The organism is Vibrio sp. QJM3NY_26, from assembly GCF_057786005.1.
The window spans coordinates 46612-64687 of sequence record NZ_CM173516.1 but is presented as its reverse complement, the minus strand read 5'-3'; the positions used below and the strand labels follow the sequence as shown (position 1 = coordinate 64687).

Below are 18076 nucleotides of genomic sequence, written 5' to 3'. Positions count from 1 at the left end.
TTTGGTTTATTCTGGGGAAGTTCCGAACCTACAAGAAGTAAAGATGGAGGCCATGATGGCGAAACAATGGGACGAGTACGCCGTTGATTGGGATAAAGATCCCGCGACCGCAGTATTCGCACAGTCCGTATTTGACCAGTTAACACCGCTCGTTGATTTAAACGGAACCCGTGTCCTTGATTTTGGTTGTGGTACAGGACTACTCAGCCAGAAAATATCTCCTTTAGCAAAAGAGATCATCGCACTTGATATCTCTGAAGGGATGATTGAAGAGTTAGATAAGAAAGAGTTACCCAACGTTGAACCTGTTGTTGATCTTTTATCGCGCGGGCTTGCAGCGCAGCATCCAGCATTCAGAAACCAGTTTGACCTAGTGGTAGCTTCTTCGGTGTGTGGTTTTATCCCGAACCTACAAGACACAGTCAGTCTGATTTACACGCTGCTTGAAAACGACGGCACGTTTGTACACTGGGATTGGTACTTAGAGAACGACAGCGAAGACTACGGTGTAAGCCAACAGCGCTCAGAGAATGTACTGAGTGCAGCTGGCTTTGCAGTGGTTGAAGTGTCAACGCCGTTCTCGATCAACACTCCACAAGGAGAGTTAAAGGTATTGATGGGTGTTGGACGTAAACAAGTGCTTCCTTATCTGTAATCGTGTGTATGCCTAGAGCTAGCCTCGGTAATGCTCATCTAAAATAACGAAACCCACATCAACGATCTTAAGGTCAGTTATGTGGGTTTTCTATTTTTAGTCGTTTGTGTTTCAAACAGTCGAGCCATTGAGTGCTTTTAATATCTTCACTATCACTATCACTATCACTATCACTACCAACGCCAACACTGGCTTCTTTCTTCCCATTTCGTTCATAGATAAGCAAATTTCAGGCAATTAACAAATTGCTCATTTCCATTTTGGAAATATAGTCTTGCATACATTTCATTAGTGGAAATGTAACAGTGAGATATAAAATAAGCCCATAATAATATTAAGGGTTTCATCATGAGCCACCAATCTGCTTCTCCACAACTTTCAGAGCAACAACAACGCTTTAGCAATATCATTTCAGATGCCCACCTGTCTCCAAAGCAGAAGTCGAGTTATCTTGCCTTAGAAGCTGAAGCAAGCTTGCCGTATATGCTGGTAAGCAACGAAGTAGAGCAAGCCCTACAACAAGGTGTGCTATGTGACATGTTTGAAGGGCATGCACCATTTAAGCCGCGCTATGTACTTCCAGACTATTCTAAATATTTACATCAAGGCTCAAAGTATTTAGAGCTTAGCGCGGCCACTAATTTCGATGAAGCATTGAACATGCTGACCATCCTTTACCACCATGTTCCGTCTGTGACATCAATTCCGGTATACCTAGGTCAGTTGGATGATGTGTTGATGCCATTTGTTGGCGACTTGACGGATGAGCAGGTATATCAAAAGCTTAAGCTGTTCTGGATTATGCTGGACCGCACACTGCCAGATGCCTTTATGCATGTGAATATCGGCCCGACCGACAACATTGTGTGTCGTACGATTTTGCGCGTAGATGCTGAACTGAAGCAGATCGCACCAAACTTAACCTTTATGTATGACCCTGCTGTGACACCTGATGATCTACTTCGTCATGCGGCAAGCAATATCTGTGAGTGCAGTAAACCACATATCGCAAACTATCCAGCGCATGCCGAGGCTTACGGCGACAAGCGTTTTGGTATTGTGAGCTGCTATAACTCTTTGCCTTTAGCAGGTGGTTCAAACACCTTGGTGCGTATGAACCTCAAGCAAGTGGCGTTGAAGTCTGAGGACAGTGCTGATTTCTTACAACAAGTATTGCCGAATTACAGTGGTATCATGGTTGAATTGATGAACGCTCGTAGCCGCTTCTTGCATGAAGAGTCTAACTTTTTTGACGGCTTCCTGACCAAAGAAGGCCTTATCGAAGAAGACCGCTTTGCGCCAATGTTTGGTATTTATGGTATGGCGGAAGCCGTCAACATCTTGATGGAGAAAGAGGGCCAAGCAGGGCGCTATGGTCACGATGAACAGGCGAATCAGCTTGGTCATTGCATTTCTGAAAAGCTGGCTGAGATCGTTGAAAGCTCTGAAGTGAAGTATGGGCTTGAGGGTAAAGCTCTGCTGCATGCTCAAGGCGGTATTAGTTTAGATGAAGATGTGACTCCGGGTGTCCGCATTCCTTATGGCACCGAACCGGATCCAGTCTCTTACGTTCGTGCTACCGCGGGTCACCATAAGTTCTACACCTCGGGTATCAGTGACATTCTAACCATCGACGAAACAGTGAAATCAAATCCTGAAGCGATGTTTAACCTGTGTAAAGGCGCGATTCAGGCGGGTTACCGTGAATTCACGGCTAACGTTGCATCAAACGATTTGGTTCGTGTGACGGGTTACATGGTCAAACTGTCTGATATTGCGAAATACGATGAGCAAGGCTCACGTACTAATACCACCTTCTTAGGTGCTGAAGCTGCGAAGAACACGGGCATATTAGAGCGTAAACCACGTGTAGCGAGCTTAGAGATGTCGCCGACATACGAATAGCTTTAACGTGCGTGTGTTATGTGTGTGTTGCGTTTCGACTACGAACAATGTGAATTATGAAAGTTTCTGATCTAACAACTCAAATGGCTAGGGTTAAAAATAATAAGACAGAAAAACAAGCGAAGGTCAGCCGTGTGCTGACCTTTTCTTGTGTTGACGGCCCGGGAAACCGCTTGGTGCTGTTTCTTCAGGGCTGCAATTTTGACTGCATTACTTGCCATAACCCTCATACAATCAATCACTGTAACCATTGTGGAGACTGCGTTAGTGGCTGTCCAAGCAATGCTTTAAGCATGATTGATGGCAAAGTGAAGTGGGACCCAGAAGTTTGCACCAACTGCGATCAGTGCATTGATGTCTGCGATCATAAGTCGAGCCCGAAAATTACCACGATGACGATCTCAGAGGTGCTTGAACTCGTCAGGCATAACCAATTTTTCTTAAGCGGAATCACTATTTCAGGTGGCGAGGCGACCATGCAGTTGCCGTTTATCATTGAGCTATTTCAAGCGATTAAAAGTGATCCGCAGCTAGCGCACCTTACGTGCTTTATTGATAGTAACGGTTCGTTGTCACAGCAAGGCTGGGACAAGGTGTTGCCTTACCTTGATGGCGCGATGATTGACCTAAAATCATGGCAATCTGAAACGCACCAATGGCTGGTGGGCAGAGGAAACCATCGAGTGTTTGAAACCATCAATTATCTTGCAGGCAAAGGAAAGCTGCATGAAGTTAGGTTGCTGCATATTCCGAATAAAAGCGATCTTGAAGATGAAATTGAACAAGTGGGGCGTTACTTGAAGACGCTACCAAATGATGTTCGAATTCGACTGAATGCGTTTCAACATCATGGTGTGATTGGTGAAGCGTTAGATTGGCCTAAATGCACCGAACAACAGATGCAGAGCTTTCACGATAAGCTCTACACGATCGTTAAAAGGCCAATGCAAACCCCAGAGGTTTATACTTAACCTCTAAGTTTCTTCTGCGGTCAATCAGGTTTCTAAGAACGTAAAGTCTCTAAAAATATCAAGCCTCTAAAAATAGGTCACACAACCATTTGATCGCTTGATCATTCATGTTGGGCTTGTTCCACACCAAGCTATACGCCACTTTGCCGTAATCAAAAGGCAAGGGTTTGCTCACTAAGCCCTGAGCTTGCTTAGCATGTTCAGCCCACTGTTTAGAGCTGGTGAATAGGAAAGGCGTGTGGTGACACAGTACAGCCGCTGCACCGAAGTCCGCTACCGATATTGCCATATCTCTTGGCTTATGACATTGAACTAAGTTTTGCTCAAAGTAAGGCTGAGACAGTTCGTTATCTAAAATCCCAATGTGCTTGTAATCTAAGTAGCCTTCAATCGTCAGTTCTTGCTGAGCAAGAGGGTGGTCTGCGCCCATCAAACAAACCATTTCGTCTGGAAGAATCGTTTCCCAAACCAGCTCCTTATTATCGGTCGGTGGCTGGGAAATATCATGGGGCAATAAGATCAAGTTGATCTTACCGCTGAGCAAAGCATCAAATCCCAGCTGTTGCTTCGAATAGATGTTGAGTTTGGCTTTGGGTGCGAGTTCAGTGGTAATTTTGCTGAGCTTGGACGCGAATACTTCAAAGGTACTTTCGCGCATCGAAAGTGAAAAGCTGCCTTGGTATTCTTGAGGGGTAAAACTCTTCTGATGAAGCAGTCCGTTCATGCTTGAAAGAATCGCGTGAACAGTAGGAGCTACCTGCAAGGCAAATGGCGTCGGGATCAGCTTGGTGCCGTCCCGATAGAAAAGCTCGTCGTTAAGTATGTCACGCAGCTGAGATAATGTCTTACTCACACTCGAAGGGCTGACAAAGAGTTGCTCTGAGGTTTGAGTAACGCTGTGGGTGTTCAGCATAATATGAAGCGCAGTGAGGTGCTTAAGGCTCACTCTAGATAAGTGTAAGTAATCCATTTATGACTCACGCATTCAGAGTGGCTTGTGCTCTTGTGCAATCCACAAAATCTCACAAGCCAAATTGGATAAAGGTTATTAACGAGCTAATTTGTGATGAGCTCGCGAAAAGTGACCTGCGCAAAACGCGCCTACAATCGACAGTTCACCCGCTAAACATAATGCAGCACATACCTCAGCTAAGGCTTGCGATTTACCATTGCCGTGAAGGCCAAGTAAATCTAGACATGCCTTTTGGCTTGGTAGACTAGTGCCGCCGCCTACTGTACCTAGCATTAAGTTAGGCAGTGTGACGCTCGCGTATAAACCGCCTTCTTTATTGAGTTCCATGCGAGTCATACCAATCGCTGATTCAGCAACACAGGCAGCGTCTTGTCCGCAAGCAATGTAGAGCGCAGCAAGTGCATTTGCATAATGAGCATTGATACCAATCGTGCCGCTCAAAGCCCCACCGACTGTGGTCATTTGTCCGAACTGCACCATTTTCTCTGGTGTGGTGTGGAGGTGCTTAGCGACAAGCTCGGCAGAGATATTAACCTCGGCTGTGACCTTTTTACCACGAACGCTGCGCAAGGTTTGAGTATTGGCTTTTTTATCGCCTGACAAGTTACCATCTAGGAAAGCATGATCGGGCTTAACCGGCGTATTTTCTATGATGTACTCAAAGACTGCATTAGTGGCGATGGTCACCATGTTTTGACCAGAAGCATCACCAGTTAGAAATTCAAACACCAAATAAACATGGTTACCTTCGATGTTGATATTGATGTCGGTAAGCTTGCCGTGTGATGTTGTTGATTCTGCCAAGATCTTGAACTGGTCATACTGAGTCACAGCCCAAGCCACAAACTGTCCGGCTTCAACTAATCCTTGGAATGCGAAACCAGGAGTACGTGTTACACCTTCATTGAGCAACATAGCACTTGCGCCACCACATGCCGTAATCAACTTAGAACCACGATTGTAAGACGCAACAAGCGCTGCTTCTGTAGTTGCGAGTGGGACGAGGTAATCGCCCGTAGCAAATAGGCCATTGACTCTTAAAGGGCCAGATATTCCCACAGGGACTTTAACTGTGCCAATAAAGTGCTCAATGTTTTTCTCATAAGCTTGGACCTGACTTTGTGTATGAGGGTCGAGGAGCTCTTGTTGAGAATCTAAATTGTCGAGAGCTGTCCAGCGACGTGCTAGATTTTTTTCTGTCAGATAGGGGCTAGGTGTCAGCTTATTTACTGGCTTTTCAAAATGAGGCTGAAGCTTTTTTTCTAATGCGTCTGCGGAGATGTCGCCTCCTAAAATAGAAACATAGTCACGGCGATGCAGATTTAGTTTTGGCATAAATAGTATGAAGTAAAGTTTGTGCAGCAAATTGGTTTGCGCTGATTCTACCGAGTAATAAGCCAGAAACAAGCGCCTGATATAATGAGTTACAGTTTGTATGGGTTTAGCAGCAATTTGTTCGCCTAAGCAAGACAACTTCGTCAAAAAATGCTCACTATGAGATTGAACTAGATATGGATATCGAGAAGGCTGCCGATGGCTTCGTTTTGACGATCAATCACACTCGCACCAACGCGGTTATAACTTGCGCTTTGAGTCAGTTTTATAAGTGCATCAGTTGAGGATGAAGATGGTTCCGGTTCTTTCTCTTTAAACGAAATGGATTGTTCAGGTTCTATTTGGTTAAAGCTGAAATCGCTAGTTTGGAAAGCGTCATCGGATTCTAGAGAGTGTTTGGAGGCTTGGTTGAGCTCGATTGCGGCTTCTTCAACCATGTTGGTTGACTGCTGAATAATGGCGTAACCAGATTGAATACCAGATATCGACATAGCAGAACCTTTTATTGACGTATTGAATGAGTCTAGGCGGACGATATTTTGAGCGCAATGGTGAACAGGTGAAATTTACGGTGAAACGGTGAACTTAAGCTAAAATAGTGACGTCTGTCTATTAATTAAACAGGTCATTTAGTGCGTTTAACTCTTCATCAGTAAGCAGAGAAGGCTGGTCCGTCTCAAGGTTGCCGTCGATTTCACCTTGAAGTGCTTTCAATTGCTGTGGGCTAAGAAGCTGTATTTGCTGCTTAAATACTTCAAATTGCTGTGTATTCATAATGTGACCTTTGTTCAAATCCATATGCTCTATAGAGCATAGCCTACTGATTCAGGAAATCAAACAAGATTAAGTGAATATTAAATGAAGTTTGAAGTTTCCTAAAACTAAGACAACTATAAATTTCTGTGGTCGTTTTTTGTCCGAGAAATGTTAGGCAAAGTTATGGTTGGGTCAATCAAAGTCAGAGAATTCCTACAATGTAAAAATCCCCGCATCCCTTGTAATGAAAGGGTAGGTAAGCAATTGCTCTACCCAGTTTGGGGTATGGATAGAGCAATGTATAAATACACTCAATGATCAAAAGGTGAACGATTGGCGGTATCTTTTTGTTTTTACAGTATTTTGTTTGTTGTTCAAGAAGCTTCTGTTTCAAACGGCTTATCTATCTTTACCTTAACCGCAAACTTGGTCGCTAAGGTATGCAATTCTGGAAGCATTCGATAGATCAAATGCAGCTGTTGTAGAACCATTCTGACAGAACTCTCGTCTTCTTCTCGCCACTCACTCAGGCGTTTATCCAGTTCAGGGTCGTAAGCGTTTTTCACTTCACACTGTTCTTGGTGGGAGTAGAGTTGATCATTTAGAGCGTCGAGATGTTCGTGTATTACTCTGTGTGCATCTAATACTAGTTTATGTGTTGCTTCATCATCGATACGCGTTCTGTGAGCACCTAGAGCAGAGATATAACTGAGTAGAGCATGATTAAGGGTTAGGAATCGGAAACTCTCATCTTCAGAGGTACGATACTTACCTGGTTCAACCAACATGCTACTGATGGCCGCAGTCAGGTTGGCATCGTTATTGTGTGCACTGCGGCGCGCAATACGGTAATTAAGGGTGTCTTTTTTACCTACGCGATACTGGCCAATGATCTGAGCGAGATAGTTCTTATTGGAATCGAGCGCATCTGCCATTACTTTGTGCAATCGCTTTGATTGCCAATCAGGCAACACGTAAATGACAGCAAGTACGGCGAGGGCACAACCGATAAAGGTATCCGCTAGTCTTGGCAACACCACCGCGTAGCCTTCCCCTAATTGGTTAAAGCAGAAGAGTACAAGCAGCGTGATAAAGCCGGTCGCGAACCCGTAGTTATTGATTCTGAATGCAAAGAACATCACGCCACTGATCACAATGAAAACTAACTGGCTCTCTTGAGACGGGAAGAAGGTCAGTAGTGGTACGCCAATCAACAAGCCTGCGACGGTGCCAATGACACGAGCCGTCAGCTTTTGTCGTGTTGCACTATAGTTTGGCTGGCATACAAACAGTGTCGTCAGCAAGATCCAATAGCCACGCTCTATGTCAAAACCTTGAATGATCCCGTAGCCGAGCGTCAATGTGATTGCCATACGAATCGCATGACGAAACAGCATCGAGTCGGTATTCAGGTTGGCTTTGATCTTGTGCCACATTGCCGTCAAAGTATGAGGGTTGGTATCGTCCAATACGTCTTCTTCCAACTTTTCCGCATCCGGGTTACTGATATTCGAGAGCTGCTTTTCGACGGTAGCGAGGTTATTGAATAAGTAATCCAATTGGTTGAGTAGTGATTTCCACTCGGGCTTGTTCTGTTGGTTAAGATGGTTAAGCGAAGACATTAACTCATCAAGTGCTAATACAGATTTATCGCCATGCTGGTATTCAGCTCCGACTTTCAATGAGCTCGCCACTTCTTTACAGGCTGTGGCTTGGGCTTCGAGTAGATACTTAAATCGAAACAACACATCAGAGCGTTCAAAGTGCTTTGCCAGCTCTTGATAGCGGTAGTGGGTAGAGCTCACGCGCTCATGAATGTCTTGTGCGATAAAATAGGTATTTAGGAATCGGTCACTCGGACCATCAATGTGCCCGCGCTTAGATCGGTTAAGTAGTGTTGCTTTACACATGTTGAGTGCATTAACGGTACTGGCGTTTAACTTAGCTTCAATAATACGATGTGGCTGAGGAATAAGGTCAGATACAGGGTAGAAGAGTTCCGCTTTTGATCCGATGTAATTGCCGATTTGGTCGAACACCGTGGCTAGGTTTTGCTGTACGGGCTGCATCGGCCAGACAATCTGCCAAATCATCGACATGAAGTAGTACCAAGCGGCGCCGGTTAAAAGTAGAAGCGGTTGAAACCAAAGGTTTGTGCTCTCATGGGCGCCGAGCATGGTATAAATAGCAACAAGCAGCGAACCAAACGCGATACTGGCGTATTTAGGGCCAATTGCACCGAGTATAATAAAAGAGAAGGTTGAAACGAAAAGCCCTATCGCGAACAGCCACGGTGTATCGAACAGAATCTCAATAGAGAAAGCGGCCACAGCGAAACAGATAAAGGTTAGCGTGAGTGCTTTCAAACGCCCGGTAAAGCTGTCGTCACTTTCAGCAAGAGCCGCAGCAATAACACCTAAGATCAAAGGTGTGATGAGTGTGTTTTGTCCATAATACCAAGCAGGAACCACAACACCGAGTAGAGTGATGAGAATTAATACGCTGTAATTTATGGTTTTATTCGCCCAATAGAGGCGCAATTTGGCTGAGAAGTCCACAGTCGCTCACTTGACACACTAAAACCATAATCCTAACAGAAATCAAGCACAAGAATTTGATACTTATCCATAATTGCCCCTAGATTGTCATGAAAGCATCGATAAGATGTGAGACATTATTAATTCTCACAGCATCATGATATAAATTCAATATTCCCAATTAGAGAGCACACTCCAATGCAGCTAAGCGCTAACAAGACTGCACAGTTTTTTATTCAAAATGAATATCATCAAGTCGAACTTGATGGTCCACGCCTGCTGTTATCTTCAGTAGGCAGTGAAGAACGAATCCCGTTTACTATTTGGAGTGGCAAGATCGCGATAAAACGCGGATTGTTTTGGGGATCGTTACAGTTCTTTGCTAATCAGCAAGATGGCAAACAGCGCAGCTGGTTAGTACAAGGCCTACCTTGGGAACAATGCCGTCAATTTGCACGCGCATCGGTTGCTGCTTATCAGAAGTGGCATGACACGCAATGTGAACAATTGGCTGAACACGTTCCTCAATGGGAAGCTGAATTGACACGTCTTGAGCAACTTCCTGCTTTCCTAGCGCATTCTAAAGTTAAGACTTGGGTCGACATGGTTAACTCAAGTTTAGAAAATATGACGATGACTTTAGAAGAAGCGGCGCAGCGTATGCCAAACCGCATTGCTCGAATGCAGCCATGGTTGTCTGAGACGGAAATTAAGCAAGCCGAGAGAAATCAGCAGTGGTTAGAAACAGAAAGACAAAACTGGGAAGTATTGTTTGCTCAATGTGAATCGTCACCACTCAATTTATCTCAGCAATATGCGGTCTTGATGAATGATGATCACAACCTTATTTTAGCGGGCGCTGGCTCGGGTAAAACCAGTGTTCTTACAGCTCGCGTTGCGTATTTATTGCAAAGCCATCAAGCTCAAGCTGAAGAGCTGTTATTGCTCGCATTTGGTCGCGAAGCAGCGGAAGAGATGAAACAGCGCCTTAACAGCAAAATTGGTTTGTCAGCAGAGAAGGTGCAAGTGAGTACTTTCCACCAGTTGGGTCTAAAGATCCTTAATCAGGTTGAACCTGAACGTGTGGTTATCTCTCCGTTAGCGCTCGATGACAATCAACGCCAAGCATGGTGCATTGATTGGTTGAAAAAGCACTGGATGACGCCGACTAACTTCAAACGCTGGCAAAAGCACCTGTCTAAGTGGCCAATCGCTTATTTAACAGGTGACGACGAACTTGGTAGTCATGTTTCAAACCTCAAGTTGATAGGTTGGCTTGAAAAGCAGCTTGAGCAGTTGAATGCATCGGGTTTATCGAAGAAGGAAGTGCAACAGCAGTTGATTGATCACAGAGACTACACGCGTCTCAACAGCGAGCTTTCACTGTGTTGGCCATGCGTGACAGCATGGCAAAAAGAACTGAAAGAACAGAATCACATCGACTTCTCAATCATGATCAGCCGAGCGACTCAGTATGTCGAAAAGGGCAAGTTTATCTCGCCTTGGAAGTTTATCATGATCGATGAGTATCAAGACATCTCGCCAGATCGCCTTGCCTTGGTTGAGGCACTGTGTAATCAGTCGAAAGCGCAACACCAAGCTTCTATTTTTGCGGTAGGTGATGATTGGCAGTCGATTTACCAGTTTGCGGGCGCAGATGTGGATTTAACGACGGGCTTTAAGGATCGTTTTGAGAGCTCGACGATTCATCACCTAGATACGACTTACCGATTTAACAATCAGTTAGGTGCAGTTGCCAATCGTTTTGTGCAGGAAAACCCGATTCAGCTTCCGAAAGAACTGAACAGCTTCAAACAACAGAAGCAGAAGGCGGTGTACAGTGCGCCAAGCAAAGAAGTTGAGAAGATCCTGGATCAGATTAATAGGCAAGTAAAAGGTAAAGCCAGCAAGTCAGTATTGCTACTTGGACGTAACCATTACCACAAACCAGAATTGCTGGAAGATTGGAAAAAAATCTTCACATCCATCAACATTAATTTTATGACTTGCCACGCCAGTAAAGGCAAAGAAGCAGATTTTGTGATTATTCTTTGTGTTGATGAAGGGCAGTTCCCGACGAAGAAGAAACAGCTGCATATTGATGGCGCATTGACTGAATCATCAGACGCCTTCCCTTATGCAGAAGAGCGTCGTTTATTTTACGTGGCAATGACGCGAGCGAAAGAGAAAGTATGGATCACGCACAGTGGCGACGGTTCTGGTTTTGTACAAGAACTGCATGGATCTGATTACCCCGTCGTTCGTAAAAAGTGATGTCACTTGGCGTAATTGTCTAAGATTAGATCTTCAAGCCCCCTACCTATTCTTATTAGGACGTAAGCTATTATCATTAGGAAAAAGGCATAAAGCAGAAGGAATCCGCTATGGAACACGGCTCTATTAACTACATTGAATTTGCTGCGAAAGACATCGCTGCAACTAAGGCGTTTTTCAGCCAAGTGTTTGGTTGGACCTTCGAAGACTATGGCCCTGAGTATTCTGCTTTCGAAGGTAAAGGCTTAATGGGTGGGTTCTATTTAGCGGATCTGGCGTCGAATGCTGAAAGTGGCGCAGCGCTGATGGTGTTCTATAGCGAAGATCTTGAGCAAACCGAGCGTGACGTGCTTGATGCTGGTGGCGTGTCCCGTCCTGAAATGTGTTTACACATTGAGGACTAATGATGACCATTCCAAATAAACACTACGTTAAGCGCACTCAGCGTGATTACACACTAGGCTTTAAATTACAGGTTGTAGACGCTATCGAAAAAGGCGACATGACCTATAAACAAGCCCAATCAATTTACGGCATACAAGGTCGTTCGACCGTTCTTACTTGGTTAAGAAAGCATGGGAAATTGGATTGGACAAACAATCCAAGGAAGAGCGCGATGCCTAAATTACCGAGAGCGAATGAAACGCCTGTCCAAAAAATAAAACGACTAGAACAAGAGCTTGAAGATGAACGCCTCAGATGCCTTCTTCTCAATAGGGTTGTTGATATTCTTGATGCTGAGCACGGGATGTCGCTAAGAAAAAAGTATATAGCGAAGGAGCAAGAAGCCTTCAAAAAGAGAAGAAAGTAAGCTTAAGTAAAGCTTGCTCATTGCTCAATATATCTCGTCAGTGTGTCTATCAGAGAGAAAAGCGTGAGACCACTCGTCAGGCTGAGCTTGCTCCTGTGAAAGGAATGGTGCTTGAACTAAGGCGGTTTATGCCTCGGTTGGGAGCTCGTAAGCTCTATTTCTTACTAAAGCCTAAGTTGATAGCTAAGGGAATAAAACTTGGCCGTGATGCTTTGTTTAATTACCTCAGGGAAGAGCGCCTACTCGTTAAGCCGAAACGAAGTTATACCAAAACAACGAACAGCAGGCACTGGATGAAAAAACATCCGAACTTGCTAAAAGAAGTCGTTCCGTCAAAACCAGAAGAAGTTCTGGTGAGCGACATTACTTATGTTCAGTCAAATGAGGGCGTTCACTACTTGTCATTGGTTACCGATGCCTTCAGCCGTAAAATCATGGGGTATGAAGTCAGCAATGAAATGAAAGCGAGCGATGTTGTGAAGGCTTTAGATATGACGGTAAAAACTCGATGTTATTGTCATGCGACAATCCATCACTCAGATAGAGGGCTTCAGTATTGCTCAAACCTCTATCAAGAGAAACTTAAAAAGTATGGCATAACACCATCAATGACAGATGGTTATGACTGTTACCAAAACGCTTTAGCTGAGCGGGTCAATGGTATCCTCAAGCAAGAGTTCTTGCTTACTCAATGCAAAGATCTTCGCGAGTTGAAAACACTTGTTGAAGAGTCGATTTATACGTACAACGAAATGAGGCCACATCTCAGCCTAGGTATGAATACGCCAAATAAGATGCATGAAAAAAGCCAGCAACTTGCGTTACTGGCTTACTAAAATCGTCAACGTATTTTAGGACGAGACAGCGAGGTAAATCGTGAGATATTTAGTTTCCCCGGCGGGCGACGTTTCCACTTTAGAGAGCCAAGTGGCAACGAAATGGCTGTATGGAGTGACAAGTAGCGAGTTAAGATTCTGGTGAACAAAAAGCCTGCAATGAAGCAGGCTTTTTAGTCTGTGACGTTATCTTGGTTCTTAACGAAGCGTTTTTCTTAGTTCATATCGAAGCGTTCTGCTTAGTTAAGAGCGCTGAACCATTAAGTTCGCTCAGCTAGGTACGCTTCGTAGTCTGGGATCTCAATGATCACCTCTTCTTCAAGCAGTGAAGAGTTAAATAGGAAGTTAGCGGTAGCACGGTTGGTTGCCACTGGGATGTTCCAAACACTTGCGATACGAAGCAGTGCTTTTACATCTGGGTCATGTGGTACGGCATTCAGTGGATCCCAGAAGAAAATCATCATATCGATCTTGCCTTCAGAGATAAGCGCACCAAGTTGTTGGTCACCGCCCATTGGGCCGCTGATCATGCTCTTAATTGCTAGGCCTGTTTCTTTACTGAGTAGAGAACCCGTTGTGCCCGTTGCATAAAGGAAGTGCTTTTGTAGTTTTTCTTTGTTCTCTTTGACCCATCTAAGTAGCTCAGGTTTGAAATGGTCATGAGCTACCAAAGCGATATTCTTATGCGTTGGCATAGTACGCGTCGTTTTTTGCATGAATGTTCCCTAAATGATTGTTTCGTTTTTATTGTTTTGAGTTCTTCAGCCAATATAGCACTAAGGATTCACACTGAATACCGGACGAAACTCAGAAGGTGACAATGAGTCGGCGATAATTTGATCTTTGAGTGTTGCTGGTGTCAGTGCTTCTATCATGGGTGCACTGTGTTGTTCATAAGGTTGACCGCGTAAGTAACTGGTGGCTTGTTTTACCGACAAGCGACCTTGCTCAACCATTTTATCTGTTGGTGCAAAAAGCACCTTGTTACGAAGCAAGCCGCGGTAGGTTCCGTGACTTAGGTAACTTGAAATTAATCCAATTTCTTTGGTTTTACCGGCTGCTCTTAGCTCACTTATCGCAGCTTCAATCGCGACTGCGCTTCCCACAATATATTGAATATCCGGCTGCTCGATGACTTGTTGTACTAAGTTTCTTTGCAGTTCTTTATCGTTGTCTGCCCAATAGCTTATCGCAATTTTGATATCGCTCGATTTGATTGCATCATAAAACCCCAGTGCTACAGGCTTAGTACCGCCACTTGATTGTGGGCCAAGTAACAAGGCGATAGGTGTTTCGCCGGATCCTTTCGGATGTCGTTTCGACAAAAACTCTCCGACTTGAAATCCCATTTGATACCAGTCGACACCGACCGTACCTTTCAGTACCTTCTGTTGTTCTTCATTGACGGTTAACTCATTCACCGTAGCAAACACAGGCGTCGAGCCAACCCAATCCGTAAGATTGTCATGGTAAGCATCGGGTGAAACTGTGCCCAAAATAATGGCATCGGCTCCCCATTGTGTGCAAAGCACCAGCTGTGAGGCTTGCTTACCAATGTTTGGGTACCCGCCAGCTTCTAATACTCTTAGCTCAACTTGCTGCTTTTCTGCTTCAGAGACCATGCCGTAGTTAACAGACAACCAGTAAGAATCCTTAAGGTGCGGATAAATGGCACAAATTTTCTCTTTATGTGATGTGGCTTCGGCAGGTTTTATTGGGCTCAAAGGCTCGCTAGCACTCGCGACAGAGGTTACTGTGGCCAGTAGTGAGAGAATGATTTTTGAAGCTAAAGGTCTAGATAGCATGAATTGCCGTTTTATTGGTTTTAGATAAGAAACACTGCAAAATATAGCGTATTCTGCATGGGTAAAGAAGAACGTTTTAAGGTTTAAAGTTTATGTTATTAGCCTCAGCGAGTATTGGACGCAAGCTACTGGCCTCATTCTTAGTGATGGCACTGTTGGTTCTATTATCTGCATTGATCGGTGTTTCTGGATTTAGCTTTGTAGCAAAAACGGAAAGAAACGTCGTCGATTCAGCGCTTCCTGCCATGATCGAAGCTCGTCAAGTTTCTGAGTTGAGTAACCGTATTATTTCGTCGGTACAAACGCTTTCTAATGCGAGAAACGAGGCCGAACGAAAAGAGGCTGGCACTGTGTTGTTTGGCCAGCTTGAAGCACTTCTTCAGCATATCAAAGAGCTTGGTGTCGACAGTTTTGATTCCCAACTTCTCAATAAACTCGAAAACAATGTTCAAAGCGTTATTAACACACTGGCTGAACTGGGTGTCTCGGTCGAACGTAAGCTTTGGTTGAGCAAGGAATTGACGTCTCGTGTTGAAGAGATGCGTCTACTCGCAGAAGAGTTAGAGCAGCTCACGCGAACCCAAGTTTTGAACACGGCTACCATTGCGGTTGCTAACGTAACGCACATCTACGACCTGCTAGAAACCAAAGAAACCGATAGAGCCTACCAAGCCTTAGACGCACTTGTTGAAGTTGATCTTGATTTGTCTGAGCGTCTGCACGAATTGCATTTGTTGGCGTTCAAGATGCTCAATCAAATTGAAGAAACGCAAACCGTCACCAACGTTGAACGTATTCATCAAATCCAGTCTGAGTTCGAATCCAACCTAAGAATCATGGCGCGCCGCGTTAAAGCGGTGGAAGATCCGACTCGTTCTGCGCAGATGTCTCAGTTGCTTGAAGAGTTGAGAAAACGCCAGGTCGTGTTCGATATCTCGCTAGAACAATATGAGAACACCAAGAAGTCAGAGTTTCTGATGCAAAATACGTTGGAGCTGTTCTCTCAGCTGAATACAACCGTTAACCAACTGGTTGATGATTCAAACCGAAGCACCAAAAAAGCGGTTGATGAGCTGACGAGCACGCTGAATCTGGCTCAATGGTCGCTGTCTGTGATTTCGGTTATTGGTTTGGTTATCGTCGCATTTATCGTTTGGCGAGTGGTGTATATTTCGGTTGTTAAACGCCTTACTGAATACTCATCGGCCTTGATGTCTATCGCACAAGGTCGCCTGAATATTGATATCTCGGTTAAGGGTAATGATGAGCTGGCTCATATGGGTGAGGCAATCATCACCGCCAGAAACACCGCGCAAGCATTACAAGTGGTCGCGGTTGGCGAAGCTAAGGCAAAACGTGAGCTGGAAGAGCACAAAGAGCACTTAGAAGAGTTGGTCACAGACCGAACCTATCAACTGCAAAAGACCAATGAGAAGTTGAATGTCGAGGTGGGTAACCACGCTAAAGCTCGCAATGCGGCAGAACAAGCAAGCCGTGCCAAGTCTGCTTTCCTTGCGACGATGAGCCATGAAATACGAACGCCAATGAATGGCGTATTAGGCACGGCTCGATTGCTTAAAGATACCGGCTTAGACCCGCTGCAATCAGGCTATGCGGACATCATTAACCGCAGTGGTAAGAATCTACTCGCGATTTTGAATGATGTGCTGGACTATTCAAAGATAGAAGCGGGACATCTAGAAATACGCGCGGCTTCTTTTGACCTTTACCAGATGGTTCAAGATACCTATCAGTTAATGGAAGGGCGCGCCGCTGAGAAGAAGCTTAATTTTGATTTTCACATTGAAAGTGATGTGCAACGTTATTGGCGTGGTGACGTAACGCGAATCAGTCAAATATTGAATAACTTGGTCGGTAACGCGATTAAGTTTACTGAAAGTGGCTCGGTCGATATCTTCATTAGTTTAGATATCGAAGATGAAAATCGAGTGATGTTTGAAGTGTCAGATACCGGTGTCGGTATTGACGCTAGCGAACAAGCTTGTCTGTTTGATGCCTTTACTCAAACCGATAGCGGTCGCAACAAAACCGGTGGCACAGGGCTTGGATTAGCGATCAGTAAAAGCATCATGTTGGCAATGAATGGTGACATTGGTGTTCATTCCGAAGAAGGCGAGGGCAGTCAGTTTTGGTTCTCATTGCCACTTGAAGTAGGTGAGAAAATTGAAACGAAAGCAACGGTTATTGAAGCTTGTATCCGAGCGAAGGTACTTCTGATTGAAGACAACCCTGTGAACTGTATTGTTGCCGAAGGCTTTTTGAATAACCTGGGCCACGATGTTGTGATAGCGACAACCGGACAAGAAGCGAGAGTAATATTCAGTGAACAAGAGTTTGATATTGCGCTGGTGGACATCAATTTACCTGACTGCGATGGCGTAGAGTTGATTCAACAACTCAAAGACGATGCGCTTCAGCATGAGAATGAAGAAAACGTAACACGCAAAATACCACCAATGATCGCAGTATCGGCTCACGTGTTTAACGAGGAAGTGGAAAGCTACTTGTCGTCTGGCTTTGATGGCTTCTTGCCTAAGCCGCTAGAAAAAGAGGCACTTTCTCAGCTCATTGTTGCTCAACTCGATGGTAAAACACTATTGTTGCCACAGCCCGATCCAAACGATGCTGTTTGTAAGCAAAATGGTAACCGTGCTGTGAAGGGTAACAGTGATGAGTGCTCGACACAGATGGTAGATGTTTTAGCCAAGTACACGACGACAACGGATTCCCAAGATGAAGGAGACACTCCAGTGAAACTGATTGATTCCAAAGTGATAGAGGGTGACCTATCGATTCTTGGATTGGATAAAATGAAACAGATTGTTGTGCTGTTCGAGGAGAGCAGTAACCTTACCTTGAATGAATTAGTCGAGGCAAGCGAAGCCGATAACGGACGAGAAGTGAAATCTTTGGCGCACAAGCTGAAAGGCTCGGCGGGCAGTTTGGGTTTATTAGCACTGTACAATTTGTGTCAGAGCATCGAAGCAAGCGAACAACCATTATTGCAGTACCGAGATAACGACCACGCTTTATCTGAATTGGTTAAAGACTCGTTAGAGGCGTTACTAACTTATGTTTCTGCCTAATGACGTGAGCTTGCTTTAAACTTGATCTAATCAACAAGTCAAAAAAATCCTCTGAACGAATATTCGTCAGAGGATTTTTTATACCGCGCAAGTCAGCGCTCTTTATGAAAG

The 18076-nt window shown here is 44.6% G+C and carries 15 protein-coding genes and 1 pseudogene; 9 read left to right on the top strand and 7 right to left on the bottom strand.

Going from position 1 to position 18076, the window contains the following annotated elements; genetic code table 11:
* The first annotated feature begins 55 nt into the window (after nucleotides 1–55).
* The 3 genes from AC3CH4_RS15785 to AC3CH4_RS15775 all read left to right on the top strand — a co-directional run bounded on the left by AC3CH4_RS15785 (nucleotide 56) and on the right by AC3CH4_RS15775 (nucleotide 3531).
* On the top strand, nucleotides 56–655 hold the full coding sequence (locus AC3CH4_RS15785; RefSeq protein ID WP_065205939.1) for a class I SAM-dependent DNA methyltransferase: 600 nt from the start codon (nucleotides 56–58) through the stop codon (nucleotides 653–655).
* A gap of 348 nt (nucleotides 656–1003) precedes the next feature.
* A complete protein-coding gene (locus AC3CH4_RS15780; RefSeq protein WP_488543994.1) occupies nucleotides 1004–2560 on the top strand; it encodes a YjjI family glycine radical enzyme in 1557 nt (518 codons plus the stop codon).
* Nucleotides 2561–2616: 56 nt separating this feature from the next.
* Nucleotides 2617–3531 carry a YjjW family glycine radical enzyme activase gene (locus AC3CH4_RS15775; protein WP_488543993.1) on the top strand — a complete coding sequence of 305 codons (915 nt, stop codon included), beginning with the start codon at nucleotides 2617–2619 and terminating at the stop codon, nucleotides 3529–3531.
* A gap of 58 nt (nucleotides 3532–3589) precedes the next feature.
* On the opposite strand, the gene AC3CH4_RS15770 is transcribed toward AC3CH4_RS15775, so the two are convergent.
* The 5 genes from AC3CH4_RS15770 to yccS form a co-directional block, all read right to left on the bottom strand.
* Nucleotides 3590–4501, bottom strand: a complete 912-nt coding sequence (locus AC3CH4_RS15770) for a LysR family transcriptional regulator (RefSeq protein ID WP_054547044.1) — start codon at nucleotides 4499–4501, stop codon at nucleotides 3590–3592.
* Between the two features lie 78 nt (nucleotides 4502–4579).
* Nucleotides 4580–5839 (bottom strand): hydroxymethylglutaryl-CoA reductase, encoded by a 1260-nt coding sequence (locus tag AC3CH4_RS15765; protein WP_488543992.1) that lies wholly within the window; start codon nucleotides 5837–5839, stop codon nucleotides 4580–4582.
* A 170-nt stretch (nucleotides 5840–6009) separates the two neighbouring features.
* A complete protein-coding gene (locus AC3CH4_RS15760) occupies nucleotides 6010–6330 on the bottom strand; it encodes a hypothetical protein (protein WP_050613103.1) in 321 nt (106 codons plus the stop codon).
* Nucleotides 6331–6451: 121 nt separating this feature from the next.
* Nucleotides 6452–6637: a hypothetical protein gene (locus tag AC3CH4_RS15755; protein WP_004730253.1), complete on the bottom strand. Its 186-nt coding sequence runs from the start codon at nucleotides 6635–6637 to the stop codon at nucleotides 6452–6454.
* Between the two features lie 332 nt (nucleotides 6638–6969).
* Nucleotides 6970–9153, bottom strand: a complete 2184-nt coding sequence (gene yccS / locus AC3CH4_RS15750; RefSeq protein ID WP_004730255.1) for a YccS family putative transporter — start codon at nucleotides 9151–9153, stop codon at nucleotides 6970–6972.
* 177 nt (nucleotides 9154–9330) lie between these two features.
* Between yccS and helD the strand changes: the two genes are divergently transcribed.
* The 4 genes and pseudogenes from helD to AC3CH4_RS15730 form a co-directional block, all read left to right on the top strand.
* Entirely contained in the window at nucleotides 9331–11406 is a 2076-nt protein-coding gene (gene helD / locus AC3CH4_RS15745; protein ID WP_054547042.1) for a DNA helicase IV, read from the top strand.
* 110 nt (nucleotides 11407–11516) lie between these two features.
* Nucleotides 11517–11810 carry a VOC family protein gene (locus AC3CH4_RS15740; RefSeq protein ID WP_488543991.1) on the top strand — a complete coding sequence of 98 codons (294 nt, stop codon included), beginning with the start codon at nucleotides 11517–11519 and terminating at the stop codon, nucleotides 11808–11810.
* 2 nt (nucleotides 11811–11812) lie between these two features.
* Nucleotides 11813–13053 (top strand): IS3 family transposase gene (locus AC3CH4_RS15735; RefSeq protein ID WP_479304477.1). Its coding sequence is split into 2 segments (ribosomal slippage): nucleotides 11813–12185 and nucleotides 12185–13053, totalling 1242 coding nucleotides; the frame shifts between segments, so codons are not numbered across the junction.
* Between the two features lie 30 nt (nucleotides 13054–13083).
* Nucleotides 13084–13179 (top strand): annotated as a pseudogene (locus tag AC3CH4_RS15730) (VOC family protein); the annotation flags it as partial.
* Nucleotides 13180–13313: 134 nt separating this feature from the next.
* Here the strand turns inward: AC3CH4_RS15730 and AC3CH4_RS15725 are convergent.
* Together AC3CH4_RS15725 and torT are read right to left on the bottom strand one after the other, a co-directional pair.
* Entirely contained in the window at nucleotides 13314–13769 is a 456-nt protein-coding gene (locus AC3CH4_RS15725; protein ID WP_009844869.1) for a methylglyoxal synthase, read from the bottom strand.
* A 60-nt stretch (nucleotides 13770–13829) separates the two neighbouring features.
* Nucleotides 13830–14777, bottom strand: a complete 948-nt coding sequence (gene torT / locus AC3CH4_RS15720) for a TMAO reductase system periplasmic protein TorT (protein WP_488543990.1) — start codon at nucleotides 14775–14777, stop codon at nucleotides 13830–13832.
* Here torT and AC3CH4_RS15715 point away from each other — a divergent pair.
* Nucleotides 14722–14886, top strand: a complete 165-nt coding sequence (locus AC3CH4_RS15715) for a hypothetical protein (protein ID WP_231903598.1) — start codon at nucleotides 14722–14724, stop codon at nucleotides 14884–14886. The genes torT and AC3CH4_RS15715 overlap by 56 nt on opposite strands.
* A gap of 64 nt (nucleotides 14887–14950) precedes the next feature.
* A complete protein-coding gene (gene torS / locus AC3CH4_RS15710; RefSeq protein ID WP_171328201.1) occupies nucleotides 14951–17965 on the top strand; it encodes a TMAO reductase system sensor histidine kinase/response regulator TorS in 3015 nt (1004 codons plus the stop codon).
* Nucleotides 17966–18076 lie beyond the last annotated feature (111 nt).